Here is a 17,062-nt window from a genome sequence, read left to right as displayed (position 1 = left end):
CCCGTTATTGTGCGGGCTTTTCGCCTGCTGCACTGCAACAGTGCATCGCTTTTGGCGCAATTTTGGCGCCGCTCAAGAAAAAAATCCCCATAAAACCAAATAGTTAAAAGGTATTAGTACCTTTTAACTATGCCTGGCACGGCCATTGCAATAGTCCTTACATAACGCACGGTCAAAGGCGACCGGGCGAGAGTCGAGCCCCAGCCGACTCGCGGGACAAGGGCGTCCATCCAAGCTGCCAGCGGCAGCCGGGATGTGACGCCCATTTTGTTTTTTCGATTCAAGCAATCAAGGAGCAAGCAATGGAAGACAAGAAACTGGTCGCGGACAGCAAACCCGCCTTTTCACGTCGTGATTTCGTCTCAACCGCTATGGGAGCCTCATTGATGGCCATGGTCCCCCCCGGCGTTCGCAGCGGCGCCTGGGCCGCCGGTTCGGACGCCCCTGAAAAAAAGGAAGTCCGTATCGGCTTCATTCCGCTCACCGATTGCGCCTCCGTGGTGATGGCTGCGGTGAACAAGTTCGATGAGAAATACGGCATCAAGATCATCCCGACCAAGGAAGCCTCCTGGGCCTCGGTGCGCGACAAGCTGGTCAATGGCGAGCTGGATTGCGCTCATGTGCTGTATGGCTTGATCTACGGCGTGCAGATGGGTATCGGCGGGCCGAAGAAGGACATGGCCAACCTGATGACGCTGAACACCAACGGCCAGGCGATCACCCTGTCCAACCAGATGAAGGACAAGGGCGCGGTCGACGGCCCCAGCCTGGCCAAACTGATCGCCAAGAAGGAGCGCGAATACACCTTCGCCCAGACCTTCCCGACCGGCACCCACGCCATGTGGCTGTACTACTGGCTGGCCGCCCAGGGCATCAACCCGCTCAAGGACGTCAAGACGATCACCGTGCCGCCACCGCAGATGGTCGCCAACATGCGTGTCGGCAACATGGACGGCTACTGTGTCGGCGAGCCGTGGAACAACCGCGCCATCATGGACAACATCGGCTTCACGGCGACGACGACGCAGGACATCTGGACCGATCACCCGGAGAAGGTGCTCGGCACCACCGCCGAGTGGGTGCAGAAGAACCCGAATACCGCCCGCGCCGTGGTCGCCGCCATTCTCGATGCCGGCAAGTGGATCGACGCCTCGCTGCCCAACAAGCAGAAGACGGCAGAAGTCATCGCCCAGAAGTCCTACGTCAATACCGACACCGAGGTCATCGTCGCCCGCATGCTCGGCCGTTACCAGAACGGTCTCGGCAAGAGCTGGGACGACAAGAACCACATGAAGTTCTTCAACGAAGGGGCGGTGAATTTCCCCTACCTGTCGGACGGCATGTGGTTCATGACGCAGCACAAGCGCTGGGGCCTGTTGAAGAGCCACCCGGATTACCTGGCTGTCGCCAAGCAGGTCAATCGCATCGATATCTACAAGCAGGGTGCCACCGCCGCCGGCGTCGCCTTGCCGAAGAGCGAGATGCGCAGCCACAAGTTGATCGATGGCGTGGTCTGGGACGGCAAGGATCCGGCCAAGTACGCCGATGGTTTCAAGGTCAAAGCCTGATTAGTCGATTGAGTCGCCCCGCTCCCCGCTCCGGCGGGGGCGGCGACAAGCCTGGAGAAAACGATGAGCGCCACGACGATGAGCGGAGATTTCGGCCTTGAACAGCCGGTCGACCGCGCCCCGAAGGAAGTCCCCCTGGGGGACAGCATAACCAGCCAGCCGGTCGCGGAAGTTGTCGCCGAGCCGGCCAAGGAAAAGAAGATGGAAAAAACAGCAGCCCTGCCGAGCGGCGTGCCGTTCGGCGAGAAGTTCAATACCTTCCTGCGTGCCGTGCTGCCGCCCACCCTCGGCATGCTGATCCTGATCGGCATCTGGTATGTCGCCACCCACAAGGGCGGCAGCATTCCCGGCCCGGTCCAGACCTGGGACGCCGCGGTGACGCTGTTCGCCGACCCCTTCTACCGCAACGGGCCGAACGACCAGGGCATCGGCTGGAACATCCTGTCCTCGCTGCAGCGGGTCGGCATCGGCTTCGGTTTCGCGGCGCTGGTCGGCATTCCGCTCGGCTTCATCCTCGGCCGCTCGGCTTTCCTGTCGGCGATGATCAACCCGATCATCAGCCTGCTGCGCCCGGTCTCGCCGCTGGCCTGGCTGCCGATCGGTCTGCTGGTCTTCAAGAAGGCCGACCCGGCCGCCACCTACACCATCTTCATTTGCTCGATCTGGCCGATGATCATGAACACCGCCCAGGGCGTCCAGCGCGTGCCGCAGGACTACCTGAACGTCGCCCGCGTCCTGGCGCTTTCCGAGTGGAAGGTCGTTACCAAGATCCTCTTCCCGGCCGTGTTGCCTTACATGCTGACCGGCATCCGGTTGTCGATCGGCACCGCCTGGTTGGTCATCGTCGCCGCGGAAATGCTGACCGGCGGCGTCGGTATCGGCTTCTGGGTGTGGGACGAGTGGAACAACCTGAAGGTCGAGCACATCATCATCGCCATCTTCGTCATCGGCATCGTCGGCCTGATCCTCGAGCAAAGTCTGATCCTGCTCGCCAAGAAACTGACCAAAGAATCGTCCTGAGCGGAGCAATGATCATGGAAAAATTCGTAAGCATTGAAAAAGTTGGCCAGACCTTCGAGACCAAGAAGGGCAAGTTCGTCGCCCTGCGCGACATCGACCTTGGCATCAAGCAAGGCGAGTTCATCGCCCTGATCGGCCACTCCGGTTGCGGTAAATCGACCTTGCTCAACCTGATTGCCGGGCTGACCCGGCCGACCACCGGCGTGCTGTTGTGCGACGGCCGCGAAATCGCCGGCCCCGGCCCGGAACGCGCCGTCGTCTTCCAGAACCACAGCCTGCTGCCCTGGCTGACCTGCTTCGAGAACGTCTATCTCGCCGTCGAACGCGTTTTCGGTGCCAAGGAAGGCAAGGCCAAGCTGAAGGAACGCACCGCCGCGGCGATCAATCTGGTCGGCCTCGACCACGCCAGCAGCAAGTATCCGCATGAAATCTCCGGCGGCATGAAGCAGCGCGTCGGCATCGCCCGCGCCCTGTCGATGCAGCCGAAGGTGCTGCTGATGGACGAGCCGTTCGGCGCCCTCGACGCGCTGACCCGCGCCAAGCTGCAGGATGAGCTGATGAAGATCTGCGAGGCGACCAAGGCGACGACGGTCATGGTTACCCACGATGTCGACGAGGCGGTGCTGCTCTCCGACCGTATCGTGATGATGACCAATGGCCCGGCGGCGACCATCGGCGAGATCCTCGAAGTCAAGCTGCCGCGCCCGCGCGACCGCCTGACGCTGGCCCACGATCCAGCCTATATCGACTGCCGAGCCGCCGTTCTCGAGTTCCTCTACGAAAAGCAGGCGCACGTTGAAAAGATCGCGGCCTGAGGTGTTCTAACGATCCATCGTCGCTAAGCGCTCTCCAAAGCGACTTTCGCCCGCCGGCTCAACCCGGCGGGCTTTTTTCTTTTGATGCAGATTCTTGCTAACCCACCCCGGCCAAGGCTAAGGTTCGGCCATCCTCATTCGGTGTCTCCTGATGTTCGCATCCCCCGCCAAGCTGTCCCGCAAGATCGTCGGTATTCTCTGCATTTTCTTCGTGGTGGCGCTGAGCGCCATTGCACTGACCCTGCTCATTTCCTGGCAGCTCGAAGGGGTGGCGGCGGCGATCAACGACGCGGGCAGCCAGCGCATGCGGACTTACCGCATCAGCCACCTGATGGCGCGAGCGGTTGACGAAAAATCGGCCAGCGCCCCGCTGTCCAGCGCATTGCAGGAAGAAATCGAACGCTTCGACAAAGTCCTGCTCGATCTCAAGCAGGGCGACCCGGAGCGGCCGATGTCGCCGCCGCGCAACGACGAAGTCGAACAGAGCCTGGCCGCCGTCGAGCAGGCCTGGGTCGAAGCCCTGCGCCCTCTCGCCGTTGCCTATGGCGCGGCCGACACGCCGGGCCGGGTGCTGGCGCTGGATCGCTTCGACAATCAACTGGAATCCGTCGTTGCTCTGATCAACGACCTGGTGCTGGTCATGGAGCGCAGCTATACGCAGGACACCAATCTGCTGCGTACGGTGCAGGTCGCGCTGGTCCTGCTGGCCGTCGTTGGGACCGGTTTGCTGATCCGTTTTTTCAGTGTGCTGGTGATCGGGCCGGTTAGCATCCTGCACGCCGGCATGCGGCGGATGATGGACAACGATCTGGCCGTCCGCGTCCCGGTCAGCGGTGACGACGAACTGGGCGGCCTGGCCCGCGGCTTCAACCAGATGGCCGAACACTTGCAGAACGTATACGGCACGCTGGAAGATCGAGTCGTCGCCGAAACCAGTAGCCTGGCCGAACGCAACCGCGAACTCGGCATTCTTTATGGCGCGACCGCTTTCCTCAGCGAACCGGCGCCGATCGAGGCCTTGTGCCAGGGCTTTCTCGACCGCATCAAGACGGCACTGGGGGCGGATGCCGGCGCCGTCCGCATGTACGCCAACGACACCGGCGAATTGCACCTGTTCACGCACGAAGGGCTGTCCGACGAATTCGTTGCCAACGAATCGACGCTCAATTGTGGCGAATGCCTGTGCGGCCAGGTCATCCAGAGCGGCATCACGGCGACCTTTGCCACGATCAACCCGCCGGAGGGCATGAAATTGCGCAGTTGCATCCGGGAAGGCTTCGCCACGGCAACGGCCTTCACCATCATGCACAACAAGACCAAGATCGGCGTCTATAACCTCTATTTCCTCCGGCCGCAGGCCTTGTCGGAACGGGAAAAGCACTTGCTGGAAACGCTCGGTCAACACCTCGGCGTCGCCATCGAAAACCTGCGCCTGCAGTCGCGGGAGAAGGAACTGGCCGTTTCCGAGGAGCGCAACCTGCTGGCCCAGGAACTGCACGACTCGATCGCTCAGGGCCTCGCCTTCCTGAATATCCAGGTCCAGTTGCTGCAGGACTCGCTGCGCAAGGGCAAGACCGACGAGGCGATGCAGACGGCCGGCCAGTTGCGCGAAGGCGTGCAGGAGAGTTACGACGACGTCCGAGAACTGCTGGTGCATTTCCGGACGCGCGTTCATCAGAGCGACCTCGATACCGCCATCCATGCGACGCTGGAAAAGTTCGAAGGCCAGACCGGCATCCAGACCGAGCTGGAAATTCTCGGCAGTGGCGTTACGCTGATCCCGACCGACGAAATTCAGGTCATGCATATCGTCCAGGAATCGCTCTCCAACATCCGCAAGCATGCCAAGGCCAGCCGGGTCGCGGTCACGCTGCGCCGCAATCTGGGCCAATTGACCGTCACCGTGGTCGACGATGGCGTCGGTTTCGATCCGGTCAACGAGCCGAATGTGCTGTCCGACCGCCATGTCGGCCTTAAAATCATGCGCGAGCGGGCGTATCGGGTGGGGGGCGAATGCACCGTTACGTCAAAGATCGGTGAAGGCACCCGCGTTACGCTAAGCTTGCCCAGAGAACAAGAAAAGGTAGAAGTCCATGAACAATAAAATCCGCGTCCTGCTGGTCGACGACCACACCCTTTTTCGCAGCGGCATCAAGTCGCTGCTCCAGCGCAATGACGATTTCGAAGTGGTCGATGAAGCCGGCGACGGCCTGGAAGGCATCAAGCGCGCTCGCTCCCTGAAGCCGGACGTGGTCCTGCTCGACCTGCACATGCCGGGCGTGTCCGGCCTGGAAGCGGTCAAGGTGATCAGCGAGGAAATTCCCGAGGCGCGGGTGCTGATGCTGACCGTTTCCGAAGATGCGCAGGACCTGCTCGATGCCTTGCGGGCCGGGGCCAGCGGTTACCTGCTGAAAAATATCGAGACCGACACGCTGGTCGATGCCATCCGCCGCGCCGCGCAGGGTGAGTCCATCGTTTCGCCGCAGATGACGGCCAAGCTGATCCAGGGGGTGCGCAACCAGCCGAAAGCCGTACCGGCCATGGTCGAGCGCGACAAGTTTTCACCGCGCGAACGCGACATCCTGGAGAGCCTGGCGCAGGGGGAGAGCAACAAGGAAATCGCCCGCAAGCTGGATCTGGCCGAGAGTACCGTCAAGATTCACGTCCAGAACATCTTCAAGAAACTGAACATGACCAGCCGTGTCCAGGTAGCGCTGTATGCGGTTGAACACGGCTACGGCCTACATTCCCGCAGTGTTTGAGCGATTGCTGCGGTCGACTGCCTTTTTTTCCCGATTTCCAGTCTGATCAACTCCCGATATTCTCGGGAATCGGGTGGGTCCGCTGCAGGTGCTGATAGGTCTTCGACAGATCCTGCACATGCTCGTACTCGCCCACTTCCAGCGCATGGGCCATGTTTTCGATAATCATCGTATGCAACCGGCACACCCCTTCCGGGGAGCAGAGCAGAACTTCGCTCAATTCGGCAGCAACAGCCACTGGAATATGCTCATGTTCGGCAATTGCTTCAATTTCACCGCGATCGAGATCGCAATAATCGATAACGTCTTGAAGAGACAGCATAGGAATCCTCCTTCAATAGGATAGGCAAAACGATAACGTTAAATTTTCTGGCTGCTTGTTATCTTTGTTCTGTCCGCCTTTTCGTTGGAATTGGTGGAGGACCTTACTTCTTTGTAGTACAACTTGCCGATAAGGCAAGCTTGGGAAACCCTCTCAAATCCTCAAAATGCCATCCGGAAACGGCTGGCTCAGTTGCAGCCGGCTGATCGTCGGCAACAGGTCGAGGCGGGTTTCCTTCTTCAGTTTTTGTGCTGCCTCGCGCATGGCATCAAGCGAAACCGCAACAGGATTGCCGCCTGTGGCAAAGGCAATGGTGTTGCCGCTGTCGCAGGATGGGAAGACGGCAAGCCGTTGATCAAAAGCAGCCAGTAACCGTTCGACACTGCCCTGGAAACCTTTGTTCCGCCCGAGCAGGTTGACCGCCAATAGCCCATCGTCAGCCAGTCGAGCCCGGCAGGCGAGGTAAAAGGGCAGCGTGTCGAGGGCGCCGGCCCGGGCATCCTGGTCGAAACCATCGAGCAGAATGTAGTCGTACTGGCGTTCGCCGCTCAGCATGTAATCGGCCCCGCAACCGATGACCACCTCCAGCCGCTTCGGATCGTCCGGCAGCTTGAAATACTGGCGGGCGACAAACTCGACCTGCGGGTTGATCTCGACCACGGTGATCCGGCAATCTGGCAGGTAGCGGTAGATGAATTTGGCCAAGGAGCCGGCTCCGAGCCCGATCAGTAAGGCCCGGCGTGGCCAGTGGCTACCCTGGCGCAACAGCAGGCCGGCCATCATTTCGCGGGTGTAGGCCAGTTCGAGCGACCACGGGCGGGCAATGCGCATGGCGCCTTGCACCCATTCGGAACCAAAGTGCAGGGCGCGAATCCCATTCTCTTCACTGATGTCGACCGAGTGGCTCGGCGTTGACGATTGTTTTTTCATTGGCTGGCCCTTGATTGGGGGCTGGATGGTCTGAATCGGTGAATTTTACCGTGCGGTATGTTTGATTCAGGCCGAAATTGGTTTTTGTCGATCTGTTTTTTGAGGAAAAGCATACGTTTTGGCCGATTTCGCGATCTATACTCCGCGCCTTCCCCAAAATCGGCAGGCAAGCCGGGGTAATTCAAAAAGTATTGAGACATGGAAACAGCAAACGTCAATCGCAGTCATTGGTCCAGTCGCTGGGCCTTCATCCTGGTCACCGCCGGCTCGGCGATCGGCCTCGGCAATATCTGGAAATTTCCCTACATGACCGGGACCAACGGCGGGAGCGCCTTCGTTCTCGTCTATCTGTTGTGCATCGTCAGCATCGGTCTGCCCCTGCTGATGGCTGAAACCATGCTCGGCCGGCGCGGCCAGGGCAATCCGGTCGCCGCCATGGGGGTGGTGGCGCGCGAGGCCGGGCTGGGGCGCTATTGGAAGATCATCGGCCTGATCGGCGTCACCGGTGCACTGCTCATTCTTTCCTTCTACAGCGTCGTCGCCGGCTGGATTCTCGAATACACCTTGCGCGCCACCGCCGGTTTCGACGGCATCACCAAGGAAAGTGCAGCCGCCGGTTTCGCCGGCTTGCTGGCCGATCCGCTGCGCCTGATTGCCTGGCATAGCCTGTTCATGGTGATGACGGTTTTCGTGGTCGCCCGCGGCGTCACCGGCGGTATCGAACAGGCCAACAAGATCATGATGCCGGCCCTGTTTGCCATCGTGCTCGGCCTGATCGGCTATGGCATGGTGACGGCCGACATGCCGGCCGCCTTCCGTTTCATGTTCCATTTCGACGTCTCGGCCATTACGCGCGAAGTCGTGTTCTCGGCGATGGGGCATTCCTTCTTCACCCTCAGCCTCGGCATGGGGGCGATCATGGCTTACGGTTCCTACCTCGACAAAGGAACGTCGATCGTTCGCACCTGTTTCTATGTCGCCATCGCCGATACGGCCATTGCCTTGCTGGCCGGGCTGGCCATTTTCGCCATCGTCTTTGCCAAGGGCCTGGCCCCGGCCAGTGGTCCCGGCCTGATCCTGCAAACCTTGCCGATTGCCTTTTCCCAGATGCCGGGGGGCGTGGTGGTCGGGCCGCTCTTCTTCCTGCTCGTAGTTTTTGCCGCCTGGACCTCGTCGATTTCGCTGCTGGAGCCCTTTGTCGCCCTGCTCATCGAGCGTTTCGCGTTCTCCCGCAAGCGTGCGGCCTGGGCCACCGGCGGCGCAGTCTGGCTGCTCGGTATTGCCGTTGCGCTGTCCTTCAACGAATGGAGTGAGGTCAAGCTGTTCGGATTGGGTATTTTCGATTTGCTCGACTCGCTGACCACCAAGATCATGATGCCGCTGTCCGGCTTGCTGATCGCCGTATTTGCCGGCTGGATGATGCAGCGCCGGCATGTCGAGGACGAAATCGCGCTGGGCGGCAAGGGCTTCGCGCTGTGGCGGATGACCCTGCGCTATGTTTCGCCGATCGCCATCGTCGCCATCTTCCTGCATGTGATCGGGGTGGTCGGCTGAGCGCCGAGCGATAATCAAAAAACCGGCCGCCCGGGAACTTTGACCGGGAGGCTTGTCTACATCGCCTCGAAATTCTTTAGCTACTACTTTGACGAGGCGTATATGGATGAACTTTCCTACCTGGGTGTTGGCTTTGCCGTGCTGATCTTTGGTCTGGCTTGCGTGATGGCATTAAAGCTATCCTCGAAGACCGCCTATCACTGAGAAAGATCAGGCTAAACGATGGTGTAAACACCAGTTCGGGGAGCTCTTGAGTTGAGACAATGCCTGTTATCGAGAGATGACGGGCATTGTTGCTTATGGACTTTCTTGATAGCTGAGCACCTCATCCATTTAAGCTATTCCGCTATTGTAAGAATGCAATTTAAGTAGCAAACTGAAATCCACGCATTGCGATCACTCATCGTTAAATCAAGAGGAGCAAAGCCAATGGAACGCCAGAAATGTGTAATTCGCTGCATTTCAGTCCAGCGCATTGTGGCCATGAGTTTGTTGATTGCATCGGCCTCCTGCTTTGCAACGGAGCAGGCACAACAGCGCCGGGATGGGCGGGATGTCAAGCAGGATACGCGACAGGAATCGCGCGAGGCAAAGGTTGATTGCCGGGCAGAAAATCAGAAGTCCAATGCGGCGTGCCGCCAGGACAAGCGTGAGACCAAACAGGGCGGTCGCCAGCAGTCCCGAGACATCAAGTACTGACCCTCTCCTTGAATAGCTCGACACTGTTTTTATTGTTTTCTAGGGCTGGAGGGAAAGAAAATGAAAAGCGTGTTTGGTTTGGTCCTGCTGCTAGGGCTTCCCATATTTGTTCAAGCAAACGACGTACGGATCAACGTCGATGGTCCCAGAGTCCAGGGAAGCAAAACGACCATCACATTTGGTTCGCGTGACAAGCGCGGCTATTACTGGGACGGTAATCAGTGGCGCGACCCTGACTATTGGGAAAAGAACCAGGGGAAAGGCAAGGGCAACAGCGGTTGTCCGCCGGGGCAGGCAAAAAAAGGCAAGTGTTAAGCGAAATGATGGTCGCTGCAGGAGATGACGCATCCCAGCGCTAATCTTCCGATAGCGATCGGATTTGATTCAATCTCGGACGAGCCAGAGGCAGGGGGCTCGGTGGTTGGTTAATAAACTCAATCAGAGGTGATCAACGTGACAGGCAAAATAATCACACTGTCGTTTTCGACAACTGCTTCCCCTCAACAAACCAGCCAAAACGCTGTCGTCCAGGCCATGATTTGCCGCCATGGAAGCCCGGAAACCGGCTTCTGCTCTCTCTTCAGGGGGGAATGATGAATACCAACAACCAACCCAATACGGAACTCGAACAGCGCCTCGCTTCCCGTCTTCTCGATGTCCTCATCCGTGCCGGCCTTATCCTGGCGCTGGTTGCCCTGTGCTTCCAGATATTCTCGCCATTTCTGACCCTGATGGTCTGGGCGTTGATTTTGGCGATTACTCTCTATCCGATGCATCAGTCCCTGGCTGCCAAGATGGCCAACAAGCAGGGGCGAGCTGCAACCGTGATCGTGCTCCTTGGCATCGTGCTGATCGTTGCACCGACCACCGTGTTGATGAGTTCGCTGGGCGACTCGATCCAGCAACTGGTGAGCAATGTGCAGGAGAACAGCCTGCAGATTCCGCCACCGCGCGATGGCGTCAAGGAATGGCCGGTCGTCGGCAAGAAAGTACATGCGTTCTGGTCGCAGGCGCACAATGACCTGCCGGCGCTGGTCAAGAGCATGCAGCCGAAGATCGGCGACATTGCAAAGGCCGCACTCGGTTTTGTGGCCAGCATCGGCGGAGGATTGCTGCAGTTCCTCGCCTCGTTCATCATCGCCGGCATCGTCATGGCTTTCGGCGAAGCTGGCGCACGCGGCAGCGGTGCCATTTTCGACCGCATCGCAGGGAATAAGCAGGGCGCCGAATTTGCCAAATTATCCACGGCTACGGTGCGTGCCGTTGCCCAGGGCGTCATTGGCGTTGCCTTCATTCAGGCGATCGTCGTCGGTCTCTGCCTGTTGCTCGCCGGCATCCCGTGGGCCGGTGTCCTCGCCGTCATCGTCCTGGTCCTCGGGATAGCCCAGGTTCCGGCGGTGATCGTCACTCTGCCGGCAATCATCTACATCTGGTCGGGAGGTGATTACGGGAACGTCGAGGCCATCATCTATACCGTGCTGCTCTTTGTTGCGGGGATGGCCGACAATGTCCTGAAGCCACTGATGCTCGGTCGCGGCGTCGATGCACCGATGCCGGTGATCCTGCTTGGTGCGCTGGGCGGCATGGCGGCGGCCGGTATCCTCGGAATGTTCGTCGGCGCCACGCTGCTGGCACTTGGCTATCAGATATTCATGGGCTGGGTCGCGATGAACCCGGATGCCGGGGCATCCAAACAACCGGAAGACAGCGTGACTGCTGACTGACACCATGCGCGCCGCGTTGCCATTGCAGCCGTTGTGCCAACTGCTGTCGATCGCAGCCTGTCTGTCGTTGGGCGGATGCACCACTGTCGGCCCGGATTTCTCCCGTCCGGCCGTGCCTTGGCTGGCGAATTGGTCCGGAGGTGCCGAAAAAGCCAGGGAGAAAGCGCCGGCGAGCGGGCAAACGTCTGAGTTCGATGCCTGGTGGCGTAACTTCAACGACCCTGTCCTTGAGGCGCTTGTCCTCGAAGCCCAGCAGCGCAATCCCGGCGTGCGCATCGCCGGTCTGCGCATTCTGGAAGCACGGGCGCAACTCGGCATCGCCGGCAGTGCCCTGTATCCGCAGCTGCAACAACTCAGCGGCCAGGCGCTGCGGGTGGGGCGGGAGCAATCGAACGGTCCCGACAGCGCCTTGTCGACCTATGGTGTCGGGTTGGATGTTGCTTGGGAACTCGATTTCTGGGGCAAGTTCAGGCGCGGAATCGAGGCGGCAGATGCCGGTTACTTCGCCAGCATCGCCCAGTACGACGATGTCCAGGTGTTGGTCGCGGCGCAGGCAGCCAGTCTTTACGGCACCCTGCGGACGACCGAGCTGCGCTTGCGCATTGCGCATGAGAACGTCGCCCTGCAGAAGCGCAGCCTCGAAATCACCGAGCGCTTGTTCAAAAGTGGGAACGAGTCCGAACTCGACGTCCAGCAGGCAAGGACGCTCTATCTCAGTACGGTGGCGACGATTCCCGAGCTGGAGGGGGCCTTGGGCCAGGCGCAGAATGCCCTCAGCGTTCTGCTCGCCAGGCCGCCGGGGCCGTTGCCTGAACTGGCTCGCGGCAAAGGGCAGATTCCGCAGGCTGAACTCGGCGTCATTGTAGATATGCCGGCGGAGCTGCTGCGCCGGCGTCCGGATGTCAGGACTGCCGAAATGGTGCTGGCAGCGCAGTCGGCGCTGATCGGCGTCAACCAGGCCGCGCTTTATCCATCGATTGCGCTGGTCGGCTCGCTGGGCTTGTCAGCGACCTCGCTGGCTTGGTCGACGCGGACGCTGGACTGGGCTGTCGGGCCTGCCTTGGTGTGGAATATTTTCGACTGGGGGCGGCTGAAAAATCAGGTGCTGGTTCAGGATGCCCGGTTTCAGCAACTTTACGAGCAGTATCAGGACACCGTGCTGCGCGCCGCACGGGAACTGGATGATGCGGCGATCAATTTCGCCAAGGCGCGCGCCCAGATCGAGATCCTGCAAGGCAGCGTGAAGGCCGCGCGCCGTTCCCTCGATATCGCCACCATCCAGTATCGCGAGGGGCTGGTCGACTTTCAGCGAGTGCTGGACTCCCAGCGCACGCTGTTCAGCCAGCAGGAGCGTCTGGTCACTGTCCAGGGAGGAGTCATGCAGAGCCTGGTCGCCTTGTACAAGGCGATGGGCGGCGGCTGGCAGGCCGGCCGGAGCCGCCCGCTGCTCGATGAGGAGACGCATGTCACGATGGGCGAGCGCAGTGACTGGAAACTGTTGCTGGATACCACGCTACCGCCGTCGGAGGCGGAGCTTTACCCACCACCGAAGAAGAGTGTGCCATGAGCCAGGAAACCGAAACCACCGTTGCGCCGCCGGCGGCCACCCCAGGCCAGGGCAAGGGAACGCGAGCCGGGGCCGTCGGCATCGCCGTGTTGATTCTGGCCAGCCTCGTCCTCTACTTTGCCGGCGACCGGATCACGCCCTATACCTCGCAAGCGCGCATCCATGCCTTCGTGGTGCCGGTCGCCGCCGAGGTGGCCGGCAAGGTGCTCAAAGTGCACATTCACAACAATGACGAGGTGCAAGCGGGGCAAGCGCTCTTCGATATCGATGCCGAGCAGTACGAGATCGCACTGAAACGGGCGCGTGCCGATCATGAATCCGTGCGCCGCTCGGTCAACGCATCGGCGGCAGGTGTCGAGGCCGCCCGCGCTTCGTTGCAGGCCGCCGAAGCCAACTACCGGATGGCTGAGCGGGATGCCAGCCGCCAGGAGAGCCTGCATCAGGAAGATCCGGGTGCCATCTCGGTGCGCCGACTCGAAATGGCCCAGGCAACCCGCGAGGAAGCCCAGAGTAAGGCGCGCCGAGCCGAGGCCGATCTGCGCAAGGCACAGGAAGCGGCCGGTGACAGTGGTGACGACAATGCTCAGTTGCAGAGCGCCCGCGCGGCACTGGAAAAGGCGAAGCTCGACCTTGCCCGGACCAAGGTGCTTGCCCCGACGCGTGGCACAGTGACTGATCTGCGGACCGATGCCGGCCACTTTGCGCAGCCCGGTGCTCCGCTCATGACGCTGATCGCCATGCACGACCTGTGGATCAGCGCCGACATGACCGAGAACAACCTTGGCAACATCACGCCCGGGGACGAAGTTGCCATCGTCCTCGATGTCATGCCCGGCGAGGTGCTCAAAGGGCGTGTCCGCAGCGTTGGCGGCGGTGTCGGTAGCGGCCAGCAGTCGTCGCCGGGCAGCTTGCCGACAGTCGAGAACAGCCGCGACTGGCTGCGCCAGGCGCAGCGCATTCCGGTGGCGATCGAATTCGATGCTGTCGAAATCCCTCGCTTGAAAGCGGTGCGGGTTGGCGGACAAGCCGAAGTCCTGGTCTATACCGGGGACAATCCTGTGATGAACCTGCTCGGTGCGTTCTACATCCACGCCATGAGCTGGTTGTCCTACCTGTACTGAGGAGAGGATATGAGCCGGGCTGACAAGGCGGCACTGCGCTTGAGCATCGGGCTTGGCCTCGCCGTCCTGTTGACTTACGGCTTGGGCCTGAGGATGCCGTTTGTCGGCTGTGTCATGGCGGTGCTCGTGCTGAGCAAGCCCGGGCCACCCATGCCGCTGGTCAAAGGCGTCATCGTTTCGCTTCTCTTTGGCATGCTGCTCGCCGCCGGTGTGGTGATGGTGCCGCTGCTGGAAAATTATGCCTTCAGCGCTCTGGTCCTGACGGCAGTCGCGCTCTATCTGCTGTTTTACGTCGGACAGGTGGCAGGCAACCCTTTGACCACGGTGCTGGTCATGGCTTTCGCGCTGATCCCGGTGGCCGGCGTCGCCGACCAGGCGCTGGTCAGCATGCTTTGCCTGACACTCGGCGTTGGCGTTGGTGTTGGGGCGCTGGTCAGCGCCGTTTCGAGTGCCCTGTTTCCCGATCGCCCATCGCCGGCCGATCGGAAGCCGGGCAGCGCACCACCGACTCAAGGGGTAGCACGCTTGATCGCGTTGCGGGCGACCGTCATTGTCATGCCCGTATATCTGCTCGCGCTGATCAACCCGTCGCTCTATCTGTCGGCCGTCATGAAGACCGTCGCGCTCGGGCAGCAGGCCGGGGAGGCTGATGCGCGCTCGGCCGGCCGCGAACTAGTCGGCTCAACCTTGACCGGGGCAGTGCTGGCCCTTGCCGTCTGGATGGGGCTGTCGCTATGGCCCAGCTTGTGGATGCTGGCCCTGTGGTTGATGGCGGCTGCCCTCTGGACGGGGTCGGCGCTCTATGGCATTCGGCGAACCAGTTGCAGCCCCTCGTTCTGGAACAACGCCCTCGTCACTGCCTTGATTCTGCTCGGCCCGGCCATCGAAGATAGTGCCAGCGGCAAGAGCGTGCTTGCCGGTGCCGCAGTGAGAACGCTCCTCTTCATTGCCGTCGCATTCTATGCCTGGGCTACCTTGCGGCTGCTTGAGTGTCGGCCGAGATCCAACTCGGCCAGTGCCATCGTTTCAACGTAAATCAAGGGAGAAGTCTCCATGATCCTTAAAAACTTCCTCGTTGGCCTGCCCATCATGTTGCTATGCCTGGCTTTTCAGGGGTGGGTGGCAATTTGGTGCGTCCGCCATTTTGTCCGGCACAGTGGCCACCGGTCGCACAATTCGGGCTTGCGCCCACTGCTGGTGGCGATGGTTGCCATGATGTTCGGTACTTTTTTTCAAGTCATCGCGTGGGGGCTTCTTTTCCTCTGGCTGGGAGAGTTCGAGGAATTCTACGAAGCCGTCTATCACTCCGCGGTCAACTTCGCCTCACTCGGCTACGGCGACATCGTGATGAGCAAGTCGTGGAAGATGCTCGGCCCGCTGGAAGCGATCAATGGCGTATTGATGCTCGGCATGAGTGCTGCCGCCTTGATGGCCATTCTTCAGCACATGATCCGTGACCAATATGAACAATATATTGCGGACCGGGCCGATGATGAAAAAGGATAAAAACTGCTTCACCTTGGATGCAGAAGGGGGCTGTTATTGCAGTCCTGCAGGTGAAGTTCGCAAACACAAACCACTTATGGAGCAGAATCGGCTGGCGATCTAGGACATATTGGCCTGTCCGGAATGCCCCCAGGTGGAATCGAACGATAGGCTGTATTGCTTGTGTTTGCGTTAATCGTTTGATTGCTGTTTTTCTAAGTACCAACGGAAATACCAACAGAAAAAATTCCTTGGCCGATTTGGTATCGATTAGATCAATTGTTGGCGGTGCCGGAAACTTGGCTGCCTCGATGACGTCATCGGTAGCACTGCCACTCCCGTCAGCTTTGGTTATTGATTACTTCGGGATGTAACTCTTGTTCCCTCCGCTGGTGATCGTGTAGCGTCCTCCGCGTGGACCTGTATGGATAGTGCCGCCTCCCCCTTGATAGCCGCCACCAACGGAAGTTGATGGTCCTGGCCCGCCGTAGACGTTGGCTGGCACATGGGAAAACATCTTTTCGGCGATCTCGGTCTGCGCTTCACCCGTTCCAGTGCTTCGCTTGACCACATTCCCCGATTCATCGGAGTGCAAGGTCGACGGACTGTCCTTGCCCCCACGCCTAAACTCCCAGGGCGCCTTAGGGTTCGTATCCTTCCAGAGTCCGGCACGCCGATTTCGCGCGGCCTCTTCATCCTGAAGATAGCTTTTCCGGGTTACGTACTGCCTGTAAACCCAGGCGTGACCATCGCGAACCAGCATCTGGTTGACGTCATTCCCGTCGGCGACGACATATCCAACTGACCTCCCGTACTTGTCGATTTTGACGACATCGACCTGGATATTTTTCAGGAAGACTGCATCAGCCAATGCTTGGCGTGCGGCATTACCGAAAGCTTGCCCTTTTTCCGGAGCATCAATATCGGCTAGGCGAACGGTGACCTGCTGGTTACCTTCGGCCAGGATCGTTACGGTGTCGCCATCGGCGATCCGGACGACCTTCCCGGAAATGACTTCCGCGTGAAGGCAGGTAACGAACCCTACTAGGGCGAGGATGATAAGAGTCCGCATGATAACTCCCGTAATATTTCTAGGGCATATCGTGCGATATTACGACAACATCAATGGCAGTGTTGCCTTAAATGAAACCAAAGTTCTAGGTCGCAAATGGAAAAACCCGCCTTGTTGGCGGGTTCGATGGGGGGCAGGATTTTAGGCTGCTCGAAGCGCTGCCCGCTGTGCCTCAATATAGAGTTGCATCGCTGCCACTGCCGTTGCATTGTCGTAGCCAGCCAGTTCGCCACCGGCCATCCATTGAATCGAGCCATCAGGCATCTGCGCTGCAAAAAGGAAGCCGGTGGCGCCCTGGTTGATAGCTTTGGCGGCGTCGTTGAGGTCGGCCAGCATTGCGGCCTGCTTGGTGGCGTTGGTGATAAAGTTTTGAGCAGCCATGATTGACTCCTTGATAGTCGATTGTGGTTAGAGGCCCGGCCA

17 protein-coding genes are annotated in these 17,062 nt (G+C 59.9%); 13 read left to right on the top strand and 4 right to left on the bottom strand.

Features of this window, described 5'->3' with window-relative positions; translation table 11 throughout:
• The first annotated feature begins 386 nt into the window (after positions 1-386).
• The 5 genes from AT959_RS08695 (at position 387) to AT959_RS08675 (ending at position 6,165) form a co-directional block, all read left to right on the top strand.
• A complete protein-coding gene (locus AT959_RS08695; RefSeq protein ID WP_240481794.1) occupies positions 387-1,568 on the top strand; it encodes a CmpA/NrtA family ABC transporter substrate-binding protein in 1,182 nt (393 codons plus the stop codon).
• Positions 1,569-1,631: 63 nt separating this feature from the next.
• Complete coding sequence (gene ntrB / locus AT959_RS08690) at positions 1,632-2,588, top strand: nitrate ABC transporter permease (protein ID WP_066882597.1); 957 nt, start codon at positions 1,632-1,634, stop codon at positions 2,586-2,588.
• Positions 2,589-2,602: 14 nt separating this feature from the next.
• Entirely contained in the window at positions 2,603-3,403 is an 801-nt protein-coding gene (locus AT959_RS08685) for an ABC transporter ATP-binding protein (RefSeq protein ID WP_066883031.1), read from the top strand.
• A 151-nt stretch (positions 3,404-3,554) separates the two neighbouring features.
• The gene (locus AT959_RS08680) at positions 3,555-5,507 is read left to right on the top strand and encodes a type IV pili methyl-accepting chemotaxis transducer N-terminal domain-containing protein (RefSeq protein ID WP_066882596.1); all 1,953 of its coding nucleotides are present in this window, start codon (positions 3,555-3,557) and stop codon (positions 5,505-5,507) included.
• On the top strand, positions 5,497-6,165 hold the full coding sequence (locus AT959_RS08675) for a response regulator (RefSeq protein WP_066882595.1): 669 nt from the start codon (positions 5,497-5,499) through the stop codon (positions 6,163-6,165). The genes AT959_RS08680 and AT959_RS08675 overlap by 11 nt, the downstream gene beginning before the upstream one ends.
• A 46-nt stretch (positions 6,166-6,211) precedes the next feature.
• Here AT959_RS08675 and AT959_RS08670 read toward each other — a convergent pair whose 3' ends face one another.
• Both AT959_RS08670 and AT959_RS08665 read right to left on the bottom strand, forming a co-directional pair.
• Positions 6,212-6,487, bottom strand: coding sequence for a hypothetical protein (locus AT959_RS08670; protein WP_066882594.1), 276 nt, complete (start codon positions 6,485-6,487; stop codon positions 6,212-6,214).
• A 153-nt stretch (positions 6,488-6,640) separates the two neighbouring features.
• Positions 6,641-7,417, bottom strand: a complete 777-nt coding sequence (locus tag AT959_RS08665; RefSeq protein ID WP_066882593.1) for a spermine/spermidine synthase domain-containing protein — start codon at positions 7,415-7,417, stop codon at positions 6,641-6,643.
• Positions 7,418-7,615: 198 nt separating this feature from the next.
• On the opposite strand from AT959_RS08665, the gene AT959_RS08660 reads away from it, so the two are divergent.
• The 8 genes from AT959_RS08660 (at position 7,616) to AT959_RS08625 (ending at position 15,588) form a co-directional block, all read left to right on the top strand.
• Complete coding sequence (locus AT959_RS08660) at positions 7,616-8,971, top strand: sodium-dependent transporter (protein ID WP_066882592.1); 1,356 nt, start codon at positions 7,616-7,618, stop codon at positions 8,969-8,971.
• Between the two features lie 429 nt (positions 8,972-9,400).
• Positions 9,401-9,670 carry a hypothetical protein gene (locus AT959_RS08655; RefSeq protein ID WP_066882591.1) on the top strand — a complete coding sequence of 90 codons (270 nt, stop codon included), beginning with the start codon at positions 9,401-9,403 and terminating at the stop codon, positions 9,668-9,670.
• A 60-nt stretch (positions 9,671-9,730) separates the two neighbouring features.
• Positions 9,731-9,985 (top strand): DUF2502 domain-containing protein, encoded by a 255-nt coding sequence (locus AT959_RS08650; RefSeq protein WP_066882590.1) that lies wholly within the window; start codon positions 9,731-9,733, stop codon positions 9,983-9,985.
• Between the two features lie 278 nt (positions 9,986-10,263).
• On the top strand, positions 10,264-11,394 hold the full coding sequence (locus AT959_RS08645; protein WP_066883030.1) for an AI-2E family transporter: 1,131 nt from the start codon (positions 10,264-10,266) through the stop codon (positions 11,392-11,394).
• Positions 11,395-11,398: 4 nt separating this feature from the next.
• On the top strand, positions 11,399-12,961 hold the full coding sequence (locus AT959_RS08640) for an efflux transporter outer membrane subunit (RefSeq protein WP_066882589.1): 1,563 nt from the start codon (positions 11,399-11,401) through the stop codon (positions 12,959-12,961).
• Complete coding sequence (locus AT959_RS08635) at positions 12,958-14,082, top strand: HlyD family secretion protein (protein ID WP_066882588.1); 1,125 nt, start codon at positions 12,958-12,960, stop codon at positions 14,080-14,082. Before AT959_RS08640 ends, AT959_RS08635 begins: the two co-directional genes overlap by 4 nt.
• A gap of 9 nt (positions 14,083-14,091) precedes the next feature.
• Complete coding sequence (locus AT959_RS08630; RefSeq protein WP_066882587.1) at positions 14,092-15,117, top strand: DUF2955 domain-containing protein; 1,026 nt, start codon at positions 14,092-14,094, stop codon at positions 15,115-15,117.
• A gap of 18 nt (positions 15,118-15,135) precedes the next feature.
• Positions 15,136-15,588 carry a potassium channel family protein gene (locus AT959_RS08625; RefSeq protein WP_066882586.1) on the top strand — a complete coding sequence of 151 codons (453 nt, stop codon included), beginning with the start codon at positions 15,136-15,138 and terminating at the stop codon, positions 15,586-15,588.
• Positions 15,589-15,925: 337 nt separating this feature from the next.
• On the opposite strand, the gene AT959_RS08620 is transcribed toward AT959_RS08625, so the two are convergent.
• Positions 15,926-16,639 carry a thermonuclease family protein gene (locus tag AT959_RS08620; RefSeq protein WP_066882585.1) on the bottom strand — a complete coding sequence of 238 codons (714 nt, stop codon included), beginning with the start codon at positions 16,637-16,639 and terminating at the stop codon, positions 15,926-15,928.
• A gap of 141 nt (positions 16,640-16,780) precedes the next feature.
• Positions 16,781-17,020 (bottom strand): hypothetical protein, encoded by a 240-nt coding sequence (locus tag AT959_RS08615; protein WP_066882584.1) that lies wholly within the window; start codon positions 17,018-17,020, stop codon positions 16,781-16,783.
• Positions 17,021-17,062 lie beyond the last annotated feature (42 nt).

This window comes from Dechloromonas denitrificans, from assembly GCF_001551835.1.
GTDB lineage: Bacteria > Pseudomonadota > Gammaproteobacteria > Burkholderiales > Rhodocyclaceae > Azonexus > Azonexus denitrificans.
The sequence above is the reverse complement of the archived record's forward strand: the minus strand, read 5'-3'. Positions and strand labels throughout refer to the sequence as shown.